This is a genomic window from Actinoplanes sp. NPDC049802 (assembly GCF_040656595.1).
Taxonomy (GTDB): Bacteria; Actinomycetota; Actinomycetes; order Mycobacteriales; family Micromonosporaceae; genus Actinoplanes.
In genome coordinates this window covers 19,723-37,236 of sequence record NZ_JBFAMR010000027.1, presented here as the reverse complement: position 1 = coordinate 37,236, position 17,514 = coordinate 19,723, and the positions used below count along the sequence as shown (strand labels likewise).

At 69.7% G+C, this 17,514-nt stretch carries 15 protein-coding genes and 5 tRNA genes; 11 read left to right on the top strand and 9 right to left on the bottom strand.

Going from position 1 to position 17,514, the window contains the following annotated elements:
• Window positions 1-39: 39 nt before the first annotated feature.
• Entirely contained in the window at window positions 40-3,303 is a 3,264-nt protein-coding gene (locus tag AB0I88_RS20040) for a BTAD domain-containing putative transcriptional regulator (RefSeq protein WP_361026243.1), read from the top strand.
• Window positions 3,304-3,344: 41 nt separating this feature from the next.
• On the opposite strand, the gene AB0I88_RS20035 is transcribed toward AB0I88_RS20040, so the two are convergent.
• From AB0I88_RS20035 to AB0I88_RS20025, 3 genes are all read right to left on the bottom strand, one after another.
• Complete coding sequence (locus tag AB0I88_RS20035; protein ID WP_361026240.1) at window positions 3,345-4,106, bottom strand: ABC transporter permease; 762 nt, start codon at window positions 4,104-4,106, stop codon at window positions 3,345-3,347.
• Window positions 4,103-5,077: an ATP-binding cassette domain-containing protein gene (locus tag AB0I88_RS20030; protein ID WP_361026237.1), complete on the bottom strand. Its 975-nt coding sequence runs from the start codon at window positions 5,075-5,077 to the stop codon at window positions 4,103-4,105. The genes AB0I88_RS20035 and AB0I88_RS20030 overlap by 4 nt, the downstream gene beginning before the upstream one ends.
• 117 nt (window positions 5,078-5,194) lie before the next feature.
• Window positions 5,195-5,692, bottom strand: coding sequence for a hypothetical protein (locus AB0I88_RS20025; protein ID WP_361026234.1), 498 nt, complete (start codon window positions 5,690-5,692; stop codon window positions 5,195-5,197).
• Between the two features lie 132 nt (window positions 5,693-5,824).
• Between AB0I88_RS20025 and AB0I88_RS20020 the strand changes: the two genes are divergently transcribed.
• On the top strand, window positions 5,825-7,234 hold the full coding sequence (locus AB0I88_RS20020; protein WP_361026231.1) for a glucose-6-phosphate dehydrogenase: 1,410 nt from the start codon (window positions 5,825-5,827) through the stop codon (window positions 7,232-7,234).
• A gap of 42 nt (window positions 7,235-7,276) precedes the next feature.
• On the opposite strand, the gene AB0I88_RS20015 is transcribed toward AB0I88_RS20020, so the two are convergent.
• Window positions 7,277-7,642, bottom strand: a complete 366-nt coding sequence (locus AB0I88_RS20015) for a DUF2784 domain-containing protein (protein WP_361026228.1) — start codon at window positions 7,640-7,642, stop codon at window positions 7,277-7,279.
• A gap of 355 nt (window positions 7,643-7,997) precedes the next feature.
• Between AB0I88_RS20015 and AB0I88_RS20010 the strand changes: the two genes are divergently transcribed.
• From AB0I88_RS20010 to AB0I88_RS19990, 5 genes are all read left to right on the top strand, one after another.
• A tRNA-Leu gene (locus AB0I88_RS20010) sits at window positions 7,998-8,071 on the top strand.
• A gap of 15 nt (window positions 8,072-8,086) precedes the next feature.
• Window positions 8,087-8,160 (top strand) — tRNA-Leu (locus AB0I88_RS20005).
• 5 nt (window positions 8,161-8,165) lie between these two features.
• Window positions 8,166-8,238 (top strand) — tRNA-Ala (locus AB0I88_RS20000).
• Between the two features lie 4 nt (window positions 8,239-8,242).
• A tRNA-Ser gene (locus AB0I88_RS19995) sits at window positions 8,243-8,333 on the top strand.
• A 147-nt stretch (window positions 8,334-8,480) separates the two neighbouring features.
• Window positions 8,481-8,554, top strand: a tRNA-Pro gene (locus AB0I88_RS19990).
• A gap of 51 nt (window positions 8,555-8,605) precedes the next feature.
• On the opposite strand, the gene AB0I88_RS19985 is transcribed toward AB0I88_RS19990, so the two are convergent.
• The 4 genes from AB0I88_RS19985 to AB0I88_RS19970 form a co-directional block, all read right to left on the bottom strand.
• The gene (locus AB0I88_RS19985; protein ID WP_361026225.1) at window positions 8,606-8,788 is read right to left on the bottom strand and encodes a hypothetical protein; all 183 of its coding nucleotides are present in this window, start codon (window positions 8,786-8,788) and stop codon (window positions 8,606-8,608) included.
• Window positions 8,789-8,914: 126 nt separating this feature from the next.
• A complete protein-coding gene (locus AB0I88_RS19980) occupies window positions 8,915-9,124 on the bottom strand; it encodes a hypothetical protein (protein WP_361026222.1) in 210 nt (69 codons plus the stop codon).
• Between the two features lie 39 nt (window positions 9,125-9,163).
• Window positions 9,164-9,958 carry an IS21-like element helper ATPase IstB gene (gene istB / locus AB0I88_RS19975; protein ID WP_361026219.1) on the bottom strand — a complete coding sequence of 265 codons (795 nt, stop codon included), beginning with the start codon at window positions 9,956-9,958 and terminating at the stop codon, window positions 9,164-9,166.
• Window positions 9,955-10,767 carry a hypothetical protein gene (locus AB0I88_RS19970; RefSeq protein ID WP_361026216.1) on the bottom strand — a complete coding sequence of 271 codons (813 nt, stop codon included), beginning with the start codon at window positions 10,765-10,767 and terminating at the stop codon, window positions 9,955-9,957. The genes istB and AB0I88_RS19970 overlap by 4 nt, the downstream gene beginning before the upstream one ends.
• Before the next feature lie 83 nt (window positions 10,768-10,850).
• Between AB0I88_RS19970 and AB0I88_RS19965 the strand changes: the two genes are divergently transcribed.
• The 3 genes from AB0I88_RS19965 to AB0I88_RS19955 all read left to right on the top strand — a co-directional run bounded on the left by AB0I88_RS19965 (window position 10,851) and on the right by AB0I88_RS19955 (window position 15,451).
• Entirely contained in the window at window positions 10,851-12,092 is a 1,242-nt protein-coding gene (locus tag AB0I88_RS19965) for a site-specific integrase (RefSeq protein WP_361026213.1), read from the top strand.
• A complete protein-coding gene (locus AB0I88_RS19960) occupies window positions 12,089-14,593 on the top strand; it encodes a site-specific integrase (RefSeq protein ID WP_361026210.1) in 2,505 nt (834 codons plus the stop codon). The genes AB0I88_RS19965 and AB0I88_RS19960 overlap by 4 nt, the downstream gene beginning before the upstream one ends.
• Window positions 14,594-14,677: 84 nt before the next feature.
• Entirely contained in the window at window positions 14,678-15,451 is a 774-nt protein-coding gene (locus AB0I88_RS19955) for a hypothetical protein (protein WP_361026207.1), read from the top strand.
• A gap of 18 nt (window positions 15,452-15,469) precedes the next feature.
• Here AB0I88_RS19955 and istA read toward each other — a convergent pair whose 3' ends face one another.
• Window positions 15,470-16,285 (bottom strand): IS21 family transposase, encoded by an 816-nt coding sequence (istA, locus tag AB0I88_RS19950; RefSeq protein ID WP_361026204.1) that lies wholly within the window; start codon window positions 16,283-16,285, stop codon window positions 15,470-15,472.
• 276 nt (window positions 16,286-16,561) lie between these two features.
• Here istA and AB0I88_RS19945 point away from each other — a divergent pair, with 276 nt between their 5' ends.
• Window positions 16,562-17,368, top strand: coding sequence for a transglutaminase-like domain-containing protein (locus AB0I88_RS19945; protein ID WP_361026202.1), 807 nt, complete (start codon window positions 16,562-16,564; stop codon window positions 17,366-17,368).
• Window positions 17,369-17,514 lie beyond the last annotated feature (146 nt).

Below are 17,514 nucleotides of genomic sequence, written 5' to 3'. Positions count from 1 at the left end.
ATTTGGGAGCCCTGGCGCCGCCGGGGGAGGATCGAGGGCGTGAGTGGGGACGGGGACCGGCTGCGGGTCGGGCTGCTCGGAGAACTTCGGGTGTGCCGCGGCGACACCGACGTGATGGTGCCGGGCGCGCGGCTGCGGGGGCTGCTGGTGCGCCTCGCGGTGACCGGCGGGCGGCCGGTGCCCGCGGGGACGCTGGTCGGCGCGGTGTGGCCGGAGGAGCAGCCCGGTGATCCGGTCAACGCCCTGCAGTCACTGATCTCGCGGCTGCGGCGGCTGCTCGGCGGCGGGGACACCGTCACCCAGGCCGAGGGCGGCTACCGGCTGGCGGTCGACGCGGCGGACGTGGACGTGGCGCGGTTCGAGCGGCTCGCCGCCGACGGACGGGAGCGGCTGCGCGACGGCGATCCGGCGGCGGCCGGCAGCGCGCTCCGGCAGGCGCTCCAGCTGGTGCGCGGGCCGGTCGCCGCCGAACTCGGCGAGGTCGCGCCCGCCTACGCCGTCCGGCTCGGGCGGGTGGTCGCCGAGGCGGGCGCCGACCTGGCCGAGGCCGACCTGGGGCTGGGCGAGGTGGACCGGGCCGCGGACCGGCTGACCGGGCTGCTCGCCGGCGATCCGCTCAACGAACGGGTGGCCGCGCTGCTCGTCGACGCGCTCGCCCGGCTCGGGCGGCAGGGGGAGGCGCTCGCCGTCTACGAGCAGGTCCGGGAGCGGCTCGCCGACCAGCTCGGCGCCGACCCCGGGGCCGCCCTGCGGGAGCGGCATCTGCGGTTGTTGCGCGGTGCTCCGGCCGTACCCCCGCGAAGTGAGGACCAGCCACCGCCGGGCGGGAGCGGGTCGCGGGGGGTGGGAAATCTGCCGGCGCCGCTGACCGGTTTCGTCGGCCGCGAGGACGACCTGGCCCGGATCGACCGGCTGCTGACCGCCGGACGGCTCGTCACGGTGCTCGGGCCCGGCGGGGCGGGCAAGACGCGGCTGGCGCTGGAGGCGGCCCGGCGGCGCGGCGACGGCTACCGGGACGGGACGTGGCTGGTCGATCTCACCTCGGTGACCGAGGCCGCGAAGGTGGGCGCGGCCGTCGTGAGCGCGGTGGGACTGCGCGGCTCCGCGCTGTTCGAGAACGCCAACCGGGTCCGCCCGGACGGCCGCGACGACGTCGACGTGCTCGCCGAACGGCTCGGCGGGCGGCAGATCCTGCTGGTCGTCGACAACTGTGAACACCTGATCGACGCGGTCGCGCACCTGTTGTCGGCACTGCTCGTGCGGTGCCCGCGGCTGCGGGTGCTGGCCACCAGCCGGGAACCGCTCGCGATCGACGGCGAGGCGCTCGTGCCGCTGGGCCCGCTCGGCCTGCCCGGCGCGGACGCCACCGCGCGGGACGCGGCCGGCGCCCCGGCGGTCCGGCTCTTCGTGGCGCGCGCCGCCGCCGTCCGCCCCGACTTCACGCTGACTGACGGCACGGTCCGGGACGTCGTCCGGATCGTGCGCGGACTCGACGGTCTGCCGCTCGCCCTGGAACTGGCCGCGGCCCGGCTGCGCACCCTCGGACTCGCCGAGCTGGCGGACGGCCTCTCCGACCGGTTCCGGCTGCTCACCACCGGCAGCCGTACCGCCCAGCCCCGGCACCGCACGCTGGCCGGGGTGATCGCGTGGAGCTGGGATCTGCTCGACGGCGCCGAACGTTCCATGGCCGAGCAGATCGCCGTGCTGCCCGGCGGGGTCACGGCGAGGTCGGCCGCGGCGGTGAGCGGCCGCGGGCCCACCGCCGCCGACCTGCTCGCCTGTCTGGTGGACCGTTCGTTGCTGCAACTGGCGCCGGCGGGCCGGTACCGCATGCTGGAGACGATCCGTGAGTACGGCCTGGCCCGTCTCGCCGAGCAGGGCGTTCTCGACCGGGCCCGGGACCGGGCGGCCGCGCACATGGCGGCGCTCGTCGCCGAACACGATCCGCTGCTGCGCACCGCCGCCCAGATGGAAGCGATCGAGGTGCTGCGCGCCGAGTACGACAACGTTCTCGCCGCACTCCGCCACCTCTGCGACCGCGGCGACCGCCGGGCCGCGCTGTCGCTGGCCGTGGATCTGTGCTGGTACTGGCAGATGTTCGGACGGCACGCCGACGCCTCGTACTGGCTGACCGAGGCGCTCGCCGTGCCCGGCGAGGCCGATCCGGTGGTGTCCGACTGCGCCGAGGCGGTCCTGGCGGTCAACCGGACCGGCACCGAGCCGGCGCTGCGGGGCGAGAGCGCCGAACAGCGCCAGGATCGGCTGCGCGCCCTCGCCCGGCGGATCGGCGGACACCCGGACCTGCCCGGCCCGGCCGGGGTGATCTCCACCGTGGCGCTGTACTACGGCGGCGAGACCGAACTCGCCAACCACCGGATCGCCGGGTTGATCGCCGGGCCGGACCGGTGGGCGATGGCGCTGGCCCACCTGTACCGGGCGCAGATCGCCGAGAACAACGGCGACCTGACGGTGTTCGCGGAGAGTGTGACGGCGGCGCTCGACGGGTTCCGGGTGATCGGCGACCGCTGGGGGCAGGCCGCCGTGCTGCCGTTGCGGGCGCTGCTGCGCCAGTTCGACGGCGACCTGGACGGGGCGCTCGCCGACCTGCGGTCGGCGCGGGCGCTGGCGGCCGAGTTCGGCTCGCTGGACGTCAGCGACGAGATCTTCATCGACCTGCGGTGGGCCGACCTGCACATGCGCCGCGGCGAGGAGGCCGAGGCGATGGAGGCGCTGGCCGGTGCCCGGGCCCGCGCCGAACGGACCGGCTCCCGGGAGATCGGGCTGCTGGTCGACGCGCTGGAGGCCGGGATGATGATCTGGCGGGGCGACCTGGACCGCGGCGAGACGCTGATCGATCGCGCCACCGAGGGCCTGGGCGTGGGCGCCGGCGACATGCCGCTGATGGGCGGTGACCACGGCCGCGCCATCGTCGGCGCGATCCGGGCGTCCCTGGAACTGCGCCGCGGCGACCCGGAAGGCGCGGAGAAGGCGCTGCTGGCGGCGTACCCGGCGGCCATGCAGACCCGGGACATGCCGATTCTGGCCATGGTGTCGGTGTCCGCCGCCGGCCTGGCCGCCCTGAGAGGACGGCCCCGGGACGCCGCCGCCCTGCTGGGGGCGGCGGCCCGGCTGCGGGGCGCCCACGACCACACCGACCTCCACGTGGCACACGTGTCCACACAGGCCAGGGCGGTGCTGGGGGACGAGGCGTACGCGGAGGCGTACGCGTTCGGCTGGACCCTGGAGGCGGAGGCCGCGCGGAGCCTGGCCGACCCCGCGCGGCGCTCGCTAGGCGCGGCGTGAGCGGCGCCTTCTTTCAGGCGCGGCGTGAGCGGCGCCTTCTTTCAGGCGCGGCGTGAGTAGGCGCGTAGCGCCAGCGGTACGAAGACCACGAGCAGCCCGCCCATCCAGAGCAGGGTGGCCGTCACCGGCCCGGCGACCGGCCCGTCGACCAGCAGCCCGCGGATCGCCTTGACCAGCGGCGTGATCGGGTTGACCGCCACGAACGCCTGCAACCAGCCCGGCAGCGTCTCGGTCTGCACGAACACGGGGGAGCCGAAGGTCAGCGGCAGCACCAGCAGGAACATGATGCCCTGCACCGCGCCGGAGGTGCGGACCATCATGCCGACCCAGACCGAGATCCAGCAGAAGCACAGCCCGAACCCGATCGACAGCGCCACCGCGGCGAGCGCCGACACCGGGTCGGTCTCCACCCGGAAGCCCATGATCGTGCCGCACAGCAGCAGGGACACGCACACCGACAGGTAGCGGACCACGTCCGCGGAGACCGCCCCGATCAGCGGCGCGGCCCGGGAGATCGGCAGTGACCGGAACCGGTCGAAGACACCCTTCTCGATGTCGGCGTTCAGATTCTGGCCGAGCGCCACACCGCCCATCGCCAGCGACTGCGCGAGCATCCCCGGTAGCAGGAACTGGAGGTACGCATGCCGGTCGCCGTTCGCGATGGCCCCACCGAACAGATAGGTGAACAGCAGCAGGAAGATCACCGGCTGGATCGTGACGTCGATCAGCGCCTCCGGTGTCCGCATGGTCTTGATCAGGCTGCGCTTGGCCAGGGCAACGCTGTGCATGGCGATCGCGGTCATACCAGTTCCTCCGTTCGGACACGCCCGGTCAGGGCGTGGAACACCTCGTCCAGGCTGGGCAGGTGCAGTGCCAGCTCGGTGACCTCGATGCCGTCCAGGCGCAGCGCCGGGATCAGCCTGTCCAGCGCCTCGTCACCGGTGACCGGTGCGGACGCGGCGCCGGGACGGGACCCGGCGGCCTCGTCCAGGCCCGCCGCGGTTCCGGGCGCGGCCACTGCGTCGAGCAGCCGGAGAACGTCCGGCAGGCGGGCCGGATCGGCCGGGCGCACCCGCAGCGTCTGTCCGCCGACCTTGCGTTTCAGCCCGTCCGGCGTGTCGTGGGCGATCACCCTGCCGTGGTTCACCACCACGATCTCGTCGGCGAGCGCGTCCGCCTCCTCCAGATACTGCGTGGTCAGCAGCACACTCGCGCCGCTGGACACCTGGGTGCGGACCACACCCCACATGTCCTCGCGCTTGGCCGGATCCAGTCCGGTCGTCGGCTCGTCCAGGAAGATCACTTCGGGACGGCCGACCAGGCTCGCCGCCAGATCGAGGCGGCGCCGCATGCCACCCGAGTAGGTCTTCGCCGGCCGCTGCCCGGCCTCGGTCAGATCGAACCACGCCAGCAGTTCGGCGGCCCGGCGCCGTGCGTCCCTCCCGCTCAGATCCAGGAGCCGCCCGATCAACACCAGATTCTGTACGCCCGTGAGGTCCTCGTCGACGGAGGCGTACTGGCCGGTCAGGCCGATCTTGCGGCGTACCTGCCGCGGGTTCTTGAGCACGTCGATCCCGGCCACGAAGGCGCGGCCGGAGTCCGGGCGGAGCAGGGTGGCGAGCACCCGTACCGCGGTCGTCTTGCCGGCGCCGTTCGGCCCGAGCACTCCCAGCACGGTGCCGCGGCGCATGGACAGGTCGACCCCGTCGAGCGCCTGCGTGCTCCCGAATCGTTTGCGCAGCCCCTCGGCGCGCACCACCAGATCTTCGGTCATGCCGGGAAGGTTGCCCGGACCGGCTGGCACGGCCCGCACACGACGCTGGCACAGCACCTGACACGGCCCGCACACGAACGCCGGCGCCCGTGTGCGCCGACGGGCGGACAGCGCGTGTCAGCCCGGACGAATGTCGAAGGTCCCGGCGTCCGGGAAGGCGATCGGAGCGGCGGCGACCGCACAGAACGCCAGATAGCCGGTGATCCGTTCGGCGGGCACGCCGGGTTCGGCGAGGTACGGGCCGGTGTTCTCGTCGATGACGCCGTCGGCGGAGAACGCCGTCCCGGTGTCTCCCTCGGCGGTCAAGGTCGTTCCGCCAGGGAGGGTGACCAGGTAGCGGCCGGGTTTGTCCGGGTCCTCGTCGACCGAGGTGCCGGCGGGCCAGAGCGGCATCCGCTCGACTTCGTCGACGACGACGGAGACGCAGCCGCTCGGCTTCGACATCAGGTGGCCCCGCAACGACCGGGGCGCCCCGGTGAAGTGGTCCTTCACCGGCGGGGTCCGGAGGTCGGCGACGGTGACGGCGCCGTTGGGTCCATTTCCGGAGCCACAGGCGGCCAGGATCGTCGCCGCGGCCGCGTACACCAGAATTCGCCATGACCCCCGCAGTCGCATACCGAGACCATATCGATCAACTTCTCGCTGTTGCCAGGGTTGAACAGCCTCTTGCGCTGTCCGAGGGAAGGGCTGTGCGATGTGGACGTCATCTCCGAGTAGCGACCGGACTCCGGGGGTAAGCACCCGTCCATGACGGATCAGACCCTGATCATCCTGGGCGCGACCGGTGACCTGACCGGCCGGCTGCTGCTGCCCGGGCTCGGCGCGCTGCTCACCGCCGGGCACGTGCCCGGCCTCACCCTGATCGGCGCCGCCGTCGACGACTGGGACGACGCGCGGTGGCGCGCCAGGGTGCACGACTCGTTCGGCGCGCACGGTGCCTCGGCCGCCGCGCGGTCCGCCGGCGAGCCCACCCCGGCCACCGACGCGTCCCCGGCGGTCTCGGCCGTCGCGGACCGCGCCCGCTACGTGCGGACCGACGTCACCCACCCCGGCGACCTGCGGCGGCTGCTCGGGGAGGCCACCGGCGCGGTGGCGATCTTCTTCGCCCTGCCGCCCGCGGTCACCGCGAAGGCCTGTCAGGCGCTGCTCGACGTGGAACTGCCGGAGGGCACCCGGCTCGTGCTGGAGAAGCCGTTCGGCACCGGCAGCGCCGCGGCCGTCGAACTGAACGCGCTGCTCACCCGGCTGGTCCCGGAGGAGAGGGTGCACCGGGTGGACCACTTCCTCGGCAAGTCGACGGTGCTCAACATCCTCGGCGTACGGTTCGCCAACCGGATCTTCGAGCCGCTGCTCGACAACACCCACGTCGAGTCGGTGGAGATCGTCTTCGACGAGGACCTCGCCCTGGAGAACCGGGCCGGCTACTACGACCACGCGGGCGCGCTGGCCGACATGATCCAGAGCCATCTGCTGCAGATTCTCGGCCTGCTCACCATGGAGGCGCCGTTCACCCTGGAGGCGGCCGAGTTCCGCGACCGCAAGGCCGACGTGCTGCGCGCCACCCGGCCGTGGAGTGACGATCCGGCCGAGTGCAGCCTGCGTGCCCGCTACACCGCCGGCGACCTGGGCGGGCGCTCGCTTCCGCCGTACGCCGACGAGCCCGGTGTCGACCCGGACCGCGGCACCGAGACCCTCGCCGAGCTGGTCGTCGCGGTGGACACCTGGCGGTGGGCCGGCGTGCCGTTCCGGCTGCGTTCCGGCAAGGCGATCGCGAACAGCCGCAAGGAAGCGGTGATCACCTTCAAGCGGCCGCCGCGGGTACCGGACGGGCTGCACGGTTGCGACCAGCCGGATCGCCTGCGCATCGGCTTCGGGCCGGACCGGCTGGCCATCGACTTCAACATCAACGGGCCGCGGGACCCGTTCGAGCTGGACGCGGTCAGTCTGGAGGCCGAGTTCGGCGCGGGCGACCTGCCCCCGTACGGCGAGGTGCTGCGCGGCGTCTTCGACGACGACCCGACCCTGTCGGTGCGGGCCGACACCGCCGAGCAGTGCTGGCGGATCGTCGAGCCGGTCACCGAGGCGTGGCGGGCCGGGAAGGTGCCGCTGCTCGAATACCCGGCCGGCAGCTCCGGGCCTACGCTGCCGTTGCCGTGACCACCGGTCACCCGCGCTTCGCCGGCCAGGCCGTCGAGGCGATCATCCCGGCTTGACGCGCGCCCGCCGGTGGCGCACGGCGCCCGCGTAGGAGGCCACCACGACGATCGCGATCAGCAGCCGGACCTCGTCGAGGTAGCGCTCCGGGTAGATGACCCCGGTCAGGTAGGTGTCGATGAACCCGCGGCTCAGCCCGGCCGCTCCGGTCCGCTCCCGGGCCCAGTCCTCCACGTGGGTGAGCGGGCAGTTCAGCTCGAACAGCACGATGCACAGGCCCCAGACGGCCGCCAGCAGGTGCAACCAGACCACCTTCGGCCACCGCCACGCCAGGAAACCCCCGAACACCACGAACGCGATGAACAGGAAGTGCACGGCCATCGTGACCTCGGCCAGGATCCGGTAACCCATGCCGTCAAGTCTCCTCGATTAATTCGTTGGACGGGCTCCCGCACGATTGCCTACCTTGGTTTCAGCACCGACCGAGCGGGATGCGGATCAGGAAGAGGAGGCGACGTCATGTCCGGCAAGCAGATGCGACAGGCCGCCCCCAGTCTCCTTCTGAGCCGACCGCTGGGGCGGTGGCGCGGCTAGCTGCCTGCTAGCGATTTTCGCGCCGCCCTTCCGATCATCGGAACCGGGCGGCTTTTTCGTCTTCTTTGACAACTCCACAGCGGACGTCAGGTCCCCGTAGCTCAGTTCGATCCTCTGCGGGGACGCATGGGTGGTGCAGGTCCGGGTTCGCGGGCCGGCAGCCACTCTCATCGCCCTCGTGGCCCAACAGGCAGAGGCACCAGGTTGAGGACTTGGACGGTGCGCGTTCGAATCGCGCCGAGGGCACGCACCAAAGATCAGGCCCGGGTAGCCCAACTGGCAGAGGCGCCGCGTTCAGAGCGCGGAGGATGGGGGTTCGAATCCCTCTCCGGGTACGCGAGGGCTCGTAGCTCATCGGGTAGAGCATCCGCCTTGCAAGCGGAAGGTGGCCGGTTCGAGTCCGGCGGAGTCCACGATGGAGGGCTGGCCGAGCGGCCGAAGGCGGCGGATTGCTAATCCGCAACAGGGGTAGTAACCCTTGTCGAGAGTTCGAATCTCTCGCCCTCCGCGGAAAGTGTCGACGGGTCGTGGCGCAGCTTGGTCAGCGCGCTCGCTTTGGGAGCGAGATGTCGCGGGTTCAAATCTTATCTTGATAAAAGTGAAGAATATGCAGGTCAGACCGTTGCCGACATGTCGGCGACAGGGCGGCCGAAGACGGGATGTGGCGCAGCTTGGTAGCGCGTCCGCTTTGGGAGCGGAAGGCCCCCGGTTCGAATCCGGGCATCCCGACAAGGATGGCGGTCGCCCCTTGCCGGCGCGGCCGGCCGGGGTGTCGGCGTGTCAGGCCGAGCGGTCGGTTCTCGGCACGACGGGATCGATGGGCTGAGCCGGGCTGTTCTCGGCTTCGAACCAGTCGGCCAGGTTGAAGGTGCAGCCGCAAGCACCGCATTCGACGTCGCCGAACAGGTAGGTGAGCCCGTCGGCCAGTGTTGTGTCGCCGCTGGCAGCCGCAGTGTCGTGCATCCATCGACCTATCCCTGCGAGGTCGGCAGGTGCCGCCGGACGGAGCGGGACACGATGGCTTCGGGCGTGGGAACGGGACCCGGATGGGCGCTATTGTTGGACCCAGGGGTAAGCGTCTCGTCATGATTAATGTGCGTGAGTCTGGGTCCCACCCTGGAGACGTCGACGAGTGAGCGCGAGCATGTCGATTAGCCAGCCGGGCCCGCCGGTGATGTCCCGGGCGCGTAGAAGGGCGTCGACTTCGCGGTGACCGGCCGGGCCGGTGTGAGCGAAGTAGTCCTCGCAGATTTCGAGCAGCAGCGGTAGAAGGTCCTCGCTGTGCTCTTCAGGTTGCATCCTTGTCTTCTTCGATCACTCAGCGTGGATGTCGAGGGGTTATGCCTGTGTCCGTGCTGACTGTTCTGTGCGGGCGCGGGTCTGCGCGAGGCGGTAGGAGTCGGTGCCGGTCTCGATGATGTTGCCGCCGAAGGTGAGCCGGTCGACGATCGCGGCGCAGAGCCGCGGGTCGGTGAAGGTCTTGGTCCAGCCCGAGAAGGCTTCGTTTGAAGCTATGGCGACGGAGGCTTTCTCTTCGCGCTCGGTCAGGACTTGGAACAGTAGTTCGGCGCCGCGTTTGTCGAGTTCCATGTAGCCCAGTTCGTCGATGCAGAGCAGGTCGACGCGGCCGTAGCGGGCGATGGTCTTGGCGAGGACCTTCTCGTCGGCGGCTTCGACGAGTTCGTTGACCAGCTTGGTGGCCAGGACGTAGCGGACTCGGAAGCCTGCCATTGCGGCTTCGGTGCCCAGCGCGATGAGCAGGTGGCTCTTGCCGGTGCCGGAGTCGCCGATCAGGCAGAGCGGTAGCCCTTTGCGAACCCAGTCGCATTTGGCGAGGGTGTGGACGACGGCGGGGTCGACGTGGGGGTTGGCGTCGAAGTCGAAGACGCGCAGGCTCTTGTCGCGCGGGAAGGCGGCGGCTTTGATCCGGCGTTCGGAGCGGCGCCGGGCCCGGTCGTCGCATTCGGCCATGAGTAGCTCGGCGAGGAAGCCGCGGTAGGTCTGCTGGTCGCGGGCGGCGGCCTCGGCGAGGTCGCTGAACTGGCCGCGGATGGTGGGCAGGCGCAGCAGCCGGCAGGCGGAGTCGATGGCTGCGTCGGCGGCTTGTTCGGTGAGGCCTCGGTGGCGGGTCATGGCCGGTTCCCTTCTGCGGTGCGCGGGGGCAGGCGGAGCAGTTGGTCGTAGGCGGTGACGGTAGGCAGCGGCCGGGTGTCGGCGGGCAACTGAGCGAGGCGCCGTTCGGTCAGTGAGACGACGTTGCTGACCGGCCGGACCCGACGGTCGCCGGGATGCGGGTAGTCGTCGGTCTCGGCGAATTTGCGGGCCTGCAGAGCGACGGCGTCCGCGGTGAGTGCCCCGGCCTGCAGTGCGGTGGCCAGCCCGGCGACGACGTGCTCGTGGGACATGTGCCGGTGCAGCAGCAGCACCTCCACCAGGGCGCGGGTGCCGGCGGCGTCGCCGTGAGTCTTGCGGACGGCTTCCCACCAGGCGTCGTGGACCGGCGTGAATCTGCCGGCGGCGCGGGCCTGCTCGAGCGCAGTGGAGCCGGGCAGCGCGCCGGGCTTGCGCAGCAAGGCCTCCAAGTAATGGTCCAAATCGAGGCGGGTTCGGCCCTTCGCCATCAACCGTTCGTGCCAGGCGGCTTCGGTGCGATCGTCATAGACGACCAGGTGGGAGGCGTGCAGGTGGACGCGAACCTGCCGGCCGACCAGCCGGACCGGCACCGAGTACCGGTTCGTGCGGACGGTGACCTGGCTGTAGCGATCGACCCGGGGACCAAGCCAGGTGCCGGTCTCGAACGGCTCGTCCGGCAGCGGTGCCAGAAGCGGCCGCTCGATCGCGAACATCTCCCCGATCGTGTGAGACCGGGTGCCGATGCGCCGGGCGTTGTCGTCCGTGTCCCAGGCGTCGACCATGGCGTTGAGCTGCTCGAATGAGTCCACCTCAGTCTTGTTGACTGAACTACCTGCCGTTCCGGCGCTGCTCAGGATGCGGGGAGAGATCGGGTTGACTACGGTCGCTGCCCGTGATCGAACGTGGAGATCCTTGCCGGGATCTGGGGTCGTTGGTGGTGCCGCGGGCAGGGTCTCTGGCGGCGACCGGTGATCTGTGGGAGCCGTATCGGCTGCTGGATTCCTCGGGCGAGCCGATTGCGGCCGTCGCGGCGTACTTCGGCGAGTTGCAGGCGGCCGGGCGGTCGGCGGCGACGCAGCGCTCGTATGGGATGGCGTTGCTGCGTTGGTTCCGGTTCTTGTGGGCGGTGGAGATCGCGTGGCAGGAAGCGACCCGGGTCGAGGCCCGGGACTTCAGCCGGTGGATCCAAATCGGATCGAAGCCGGCAAGACCACACTGGCGGGCGCCGGACCAGCCACCGGTGGTGAAGACCAAACGGACCAACCCGGTGACCGGCAAACGGCCGCCCGGTGAGAAGTACGCGTCCTCGACGATCGCGCATTGCGAGACGGTGCTGCGCAGCTTCTACGGACTCCACCTGGACGCCGGGACCGGGCCGTTGGTGAACCCGTTCCCGCTGGCCAGAGCGAAGCGGCCGCATGCGCACCACAACCCGATGGACCGGTTCGAACCCCAGCGCGTCGGCTTGTTTCGGCCTCGGCAGCCCAAACGGATCCCTCGGCAGATCCCCGAGGAGGTGTTCAACGACCTGTTCGCACGGTTGTCCACCGACCGGGACCGGGCCTTGGTCGCGTTCTGGGTGTCCACCGGCGCGCGGGCCGCGGAACTGCTGGGCGTGCTGCGCAGCGCGGCGGACCCTGGTCAGCAGCTGATCACGGTGGTGCGTAAGGGATCACGGGCCTTGCAGCAGCTTCCGGCGTCACCGGACGCTTTCGTCTGGTTGCGGCTCTACCAGCAGCAGGTTCACGGGTTGGTGCCGGCGGGGCCGGACGACCCGTTGTGGTGGACGCTGCGCCGGCCGTTCCGGCCGCTGAACTATCACGCCGCCAGGGCGATGTTCGTACGGGCGAACGCGCTTCTGGGGTCGAACTGGTCGTTGCACGACCTGCGACACACGGCAGCGTATCGGCTGGCGCGCGACCCGGAGACGCCGATCACCGACGTCCAGTGGGTGCTCGGCCATGCCTCGTTGACCACCACCCAGATCTATACGACCCCGACGCCGGCGGATGTCATCGACGCGGTGCTGGCCCATCACCGGCGACGCTCCGAGCCGCAACCGCAGGCGCAGCCGGAAAGGCTGGGCTATCGCCCGGAGAGCCTGGACGTGTTGTTCGGCCGGAGCAAGCCGTGACCACCACGACGATCGCCCCGCAGCCGGCCCGGACCTGGCAGATCAGCAGCGAAGCTATGGCGTTGCTGGAGAAGTTCCCGCCACGCCCGATCGCGGGAAGCTGGCCGATGACCCGCCAGGACCGCACGGCCGTCGAGGACCGGTTGACGACGGCGCCGTTCCGCGGCGATGACTCCCAGTCCCGCTGCCACCGCAAGGCATCGTTGCAGGCGGTGCTCGACTGGCTGGAACTCTTCCCCGGCCAGAGCTGGCAGCAGCGCTGGGACGCCAGTCACGCCGGCCGAGCCGACCGGCGTGACTGGCGTCTGCAGGTCGCCGACGATCTGGCCGCGGCCGGGCTGATGGACGGGCGCCCGGGCTACGTCCGCAAAGTCCTAGGCACGGGCCTGATCCAGTTGATCGGCGGTGACTACCTGCGGCCGTCGCTGGGCTGGCTCATGGTCACCTCGTCACCGGTGCGCATCGCTAACGAGATGGCCAAGGTCCGCGACCCGCACGGCATCGCCGAACTGCGGGCCGCCCGGCTGGCCCACACGGTCGGCGACTCGACCATGATTCCCGCCATCGAGAAGATCGCGCTGATCATGGCGGCCAAGGGCGGCTCGGTTAGGGACGTCACGATCGGCGACTGTCTCGAGGCGATGCGGGTCAGTAGGGAGGTGTTCCCCGGACCGTCCCGGTCTTGCCGGCACAGCCCCGTGTTCTATCAGCTGCTGCACTCGGCCGGCGTCTTCCCCGCCGACGCGCCGCCAACGGTCCGCATGTTCAGCCCCGTCTTCGCCGGCCAGACGCCGGTCGAGCAACTCGTCGACCGCTATCAGGTGGCCTGCCGGCCGGTCCGCGATCTGCTGGTCGACTACCTGCGTGAACGGCAACCCGCGATCGACTACAACACGCTCACCACGCTGGCCACCACGCTGGTGCTCTGGTTCTGGAAAGATCTGGAACGCCATCACCCGGGCATCGACTCGCTGCGGCTGAGCCCGGAGGTCGCCGCCGCTTGGAAACAGCGGATCCGCACCCGCGTGGTCCGGTCCCGCGGCGCCGACGGGCAGATCACCGAGACCACCGTCGAACGCGACAGCGCCACCGACGCTCTGACCACCGTGCGCTGCTTCTATCTCGACCTGACCCAATGGGCGCTCGACGACCCTGCCCGGTGGGGGCCGTGGGCGGTGCCGTCGCCGATCCGCGCCACCGACATCCAGCACCGGAAGATGAAGTCCCGGCGCAAGGCCCGCATGGACCAGCGCACCCGAGCCCGGCTGCCGGTTCTGCCAGTTCTCGTTGAGGCCGTCGACCGCGAACGCAAAGCTGCTGCGGCCCGCCTGGCCGCAGCCCGAAACGCCGATCCCGGCGGCACTGTCACCGTCGACGGCGTAACGTTGCGGCTACCGCATCTCGTCCGCCACTCACCCCGGATCTGGGCCGAGGAGCCCGACACCGGACGCCGCCGTGACCTGATCCGCGAGGAAGACAACGCGTTCTGGGCTTGGGCCGCGGTCGAGGTGTTGCGCATGACCGGGATCCGGGTCGAGGAACTCACCGAACTGTCGCACCACAGCCTGATCCAATACCGCACCCCGAATAGCGGCGAGCTGATCCCGTTGCTGCAGATCCCGCCGTCGAAGACCGACGAGGAACGCCTCCTGGTCATCTCCCCAGAGTTGGCCGACGTGCTGTCCGCGATCGTCTGCCGGATCCGCAACCCCGATGGCAGCGTCCCGCTCGTGGTCGCCTACGACCATCACGAGAAGGTCTGGAACCCGCCGATGCCCTTGCTGTTCCAGCGCACCATCGCGCTGGAAACCCGGCCGATCCCGATCGCCGGGATCCGTGTCCTGGTCAGTGACGCCCTCGCCCGCGCCAGGCTGACCGACGCCACCGGCAAGCCGCTGGACTTCGCGCCCCACGACTTCCGCCGGATCTTCACCACCGACGCCATCATGAACGGGATGCCGCCCCACATCGCTCAGCTCCTGCTTGGGCACAAGGACATAAACACCACGATGGGCTATAAAGCCGTCTACCCCGAGGAAGCGATCAACGGGCACCGGGCCTTCATCGCCCGGCGGCGCGGCCTGCGCCCCGGCGAGGAATACCGGCAGCCCACCGACGCGGAATGGGACGAGTTCCTCGGCCACTTCGAACGCCGCCGGCTCGCTCTCGGCGACTGCGGACGCGCCTATGGCACCAGCTGCATCCACGAACACAGCTGCGTCCGCTGCCCACTGCTGCGCGTTGACCCCGGCCAGCGGCCGCGCCTGATCGAGATCCGCGACAACCTCACCGCCCGCATCGCCGAGGCGCAACGCGAAGGCTGGCTCGGCGAGGCCGAAGGACTGCGCGTCAGCCTCGCCGCGGTCAAGGAGAAGCTGGCCCAGACCGACAACACCGTTCAACGCCGGGCCGCGGCAGTCGCGCTCGGCATGCCGACCTTCCCGCGAGTGGCAGCGCGCACCGTCACGGTCCCAACGAAGCCGGGCCGATCGCAGGGATGAGCAGCAACGTCCATCACCACCGGCACCACGGAGTCGTATGGTTGGATCCGTGATCATGTGACCGCGGGGCGGGAGACGATCCGGTTGAGTTTTGACCTTGCCGTTTTGGCGATCGACGGGTGGACCGACGTTTCCGAGGTCGCCGCGATGGCCGATCGTTGCCAATCCTCAGCCCATATCGAAGGTGAACTCGACGACCGGATCGTCGGCTTCTACGAGCAGCTGCGGGCACGGTTCCCCGACTATCCGCCGTATTGGGACTCGGATGACTGCCCGTGGATGTCGATGCCACTGGATGTCGGCATCGACCACGTATTCATGTGTCTGAGCTTCAGCGAACGCAGCACCCCAGCGATCACACTTATCACGGAGTTGGCGACCGAACACGGACTGACCCTCTGGGATCCGCAGGACGGGTCGGCGCACAAACCGGTGACAGCACCCTCACGCCAGGAAGTCACAGCATGGTGGCGTGATCTGCTCGACGGCCAGGCCAGCCGCGAGGAAACCTTCGAACGCGTCCGCCCGTGGGTCGAGGACCCGCCCGACGCCATCGACGATCCGATCACCCTGATGGGGCTGCAACAACTGCACGGCTTCGGCCTGACCGCTGAGCGGCACACGGGCCATCTCGACGACACCCAGGAGATCCGTGCCGCGTTCGAGCAATGGCTCACCCACGGAACACGATTCGACGCCGACCCCGCCGGCTGGCAACGCGACCGTTACCGCCAAGCCCTCCAGACAGTGCTGCGCGACCAAGGTCAGCAGCACGCCCAGACCCTCGCAAAGCGCATGATGGCAGCAGACTGGTTATCGGCCGAGGATGTCGCACAGATCCTGCGCCCAACCAACTGAGCTCCCGCACCAAGATCATCAATAGTTCAGAGAAGGGACCGGGACAAGGTGGTTGCGGCGGAACCAGCCAATCTGTCCCTCGACCCCGCCCTTCTCGTGCGCGCCCTGCAAACCGGGCTGGCAGTAGAACGCATCGACCGAAAAGTGAGATCGAAACGCCGTCCACCGAATCGTTTCGACCCGCTGGCGGGAGAAGCCGAGGACCTGCGCGACCGCGGCGCGCAGGTTGTCGTAGCGGATCTTGCCAGTCGGAACACCGCCGAGCGTGCTGAACGCGTGGACGTGCCCTTCGAGAAATGCCTCGGTCCCGCCGGAGGCGAAGATCCGGTGGACGGCCTTGCCGCTGAACGACAGCCGCAGCGCGAACAACATGCAGGTCACCGGTTCGCCGCGCAGGTTGATGGTGACCTCGCCAAAGTCGACCTCCGCTTCCTCGCCCGGGCGGTGAGTCTGCGGAAGGAACACATTGATCGGCCCTCGCCCGACCTCGACCCGGATCGTCGGCTTGCGGTCGGCGACATAGCGGCGCACCACCGAATACGACACGCCCTGCATGCCGTGCTCGGCAATCAGCCGGTCGTAGATCCTGGTCACCGTGTGCCGCTGCTTGCGCGGGGCGTCCAGATCCGCGAGCAAGATGGCGTCGATGATCGGCTTGAAGTCGTCCAGCTTCGACGCCCGCGACGGCATCGCCTTGCGCGGCTGAGGCCAGGCCGACTGCAAGGCCGCGCGGACTGTGCGACGGCTCACCTGGTATTTGCCGGCCATCGCGCGCACCGACATGCCAGCGCGCGAGTCCCGGCGGATCGCCGCGAACAGGTCAACCTTCGACATCAGGGGCATCGGCGGACTCCCGTCCAGACCAGCCGATGCTCCCACCGCCCAAGGTGGGTCCAAAACTGGTGAACATCGAATCCACCCGATCGAGGTGGGACCCGAAATCGCGACCAAACCCCAGGCCAGCACCCCGCAACAAGTGCGAAAGCGATCCTTCATCGCGGCGGACCATGGCCCTGGGCCTAGGTCAAGAGACCCGGTCGAGTGCCGGCCACGGACCACCGAAAATGAAGCATTGTGTGGGCACCTGCGAAATTTGTAACCTCTCAGCCTATGGACGACATCGCACGCTTCTACCGGCAACCAAGCCCAACCTCCGAAACCGGGCGGCACTGGGACCGAGTGCTCGGCTTCCCAGCTGATCCAGAGGCGCTCAGCGCGATCGTGCGCGGGCTGCTCATTCACAACCACACGGCTGAGGTCCAGGGCCTGCGGTTTTCGGCCGAGCGTATGTCACACAAGGAAACCGTCGGCGCCGACGCGATTCTGGACAATGTGATCGGCATCGATCCGGCACCGTTGGACCGCGAGCGGCCCGTCGAGCAGAGGATGTTCGGTTTCTGCTATCACTTCGCACTGCTGCATTGCGCCTTGCTGCGCGCAACGGGCACACCGGCCAGGATCCGATGCGGTTTCGCCAGCTACTTCGCGGCGCAACGCTGGATCGACCACTGGGTGGTCGAGTACTGGGATGATTTCGGTTGGACGCTGACGGACCCCCAAACCGGGCGCAGCAACTTGACCGGTGACGATTTCCAGGACGGTGTCACCGCGTGGAATCTCTGTCGCGATGGCGCTTCACAGCCGGCCGTTTACGGCAACGGAGAGCTGTGGGGCTGGGACGAGCTGAGGGGCAGCCTGATCAACGACGTCGCCGCCCTCAACAAGGTCGAAGTCTCCGGCTGGTATTGGTGCGACCGCCTCCAAGTTGAGCCCCTCGACCAGCCACACGATGAACTCGACAAATCACTCGACGTCCTTGCACGCCTCGCGGCCGCCGCAGATTCGGTCGAAAAGCTTGGGAACTGCTTCGACCTGTATCCGGAGTTTCAGCCGCCAGCAGGCGCCGTCGCGCGATAGACGCACTCTCATCAGCTAGATCAGGACGCAGCCGTGGTCCGCGAACATCCTACGTAGTTCGTGATCCCCCTGTGGCCGGCGTCGGCCCGACCCGCATCACAGTTGTCGATGTTCGTTGTGTTGGTCGACGCACGCCGCACTGCACT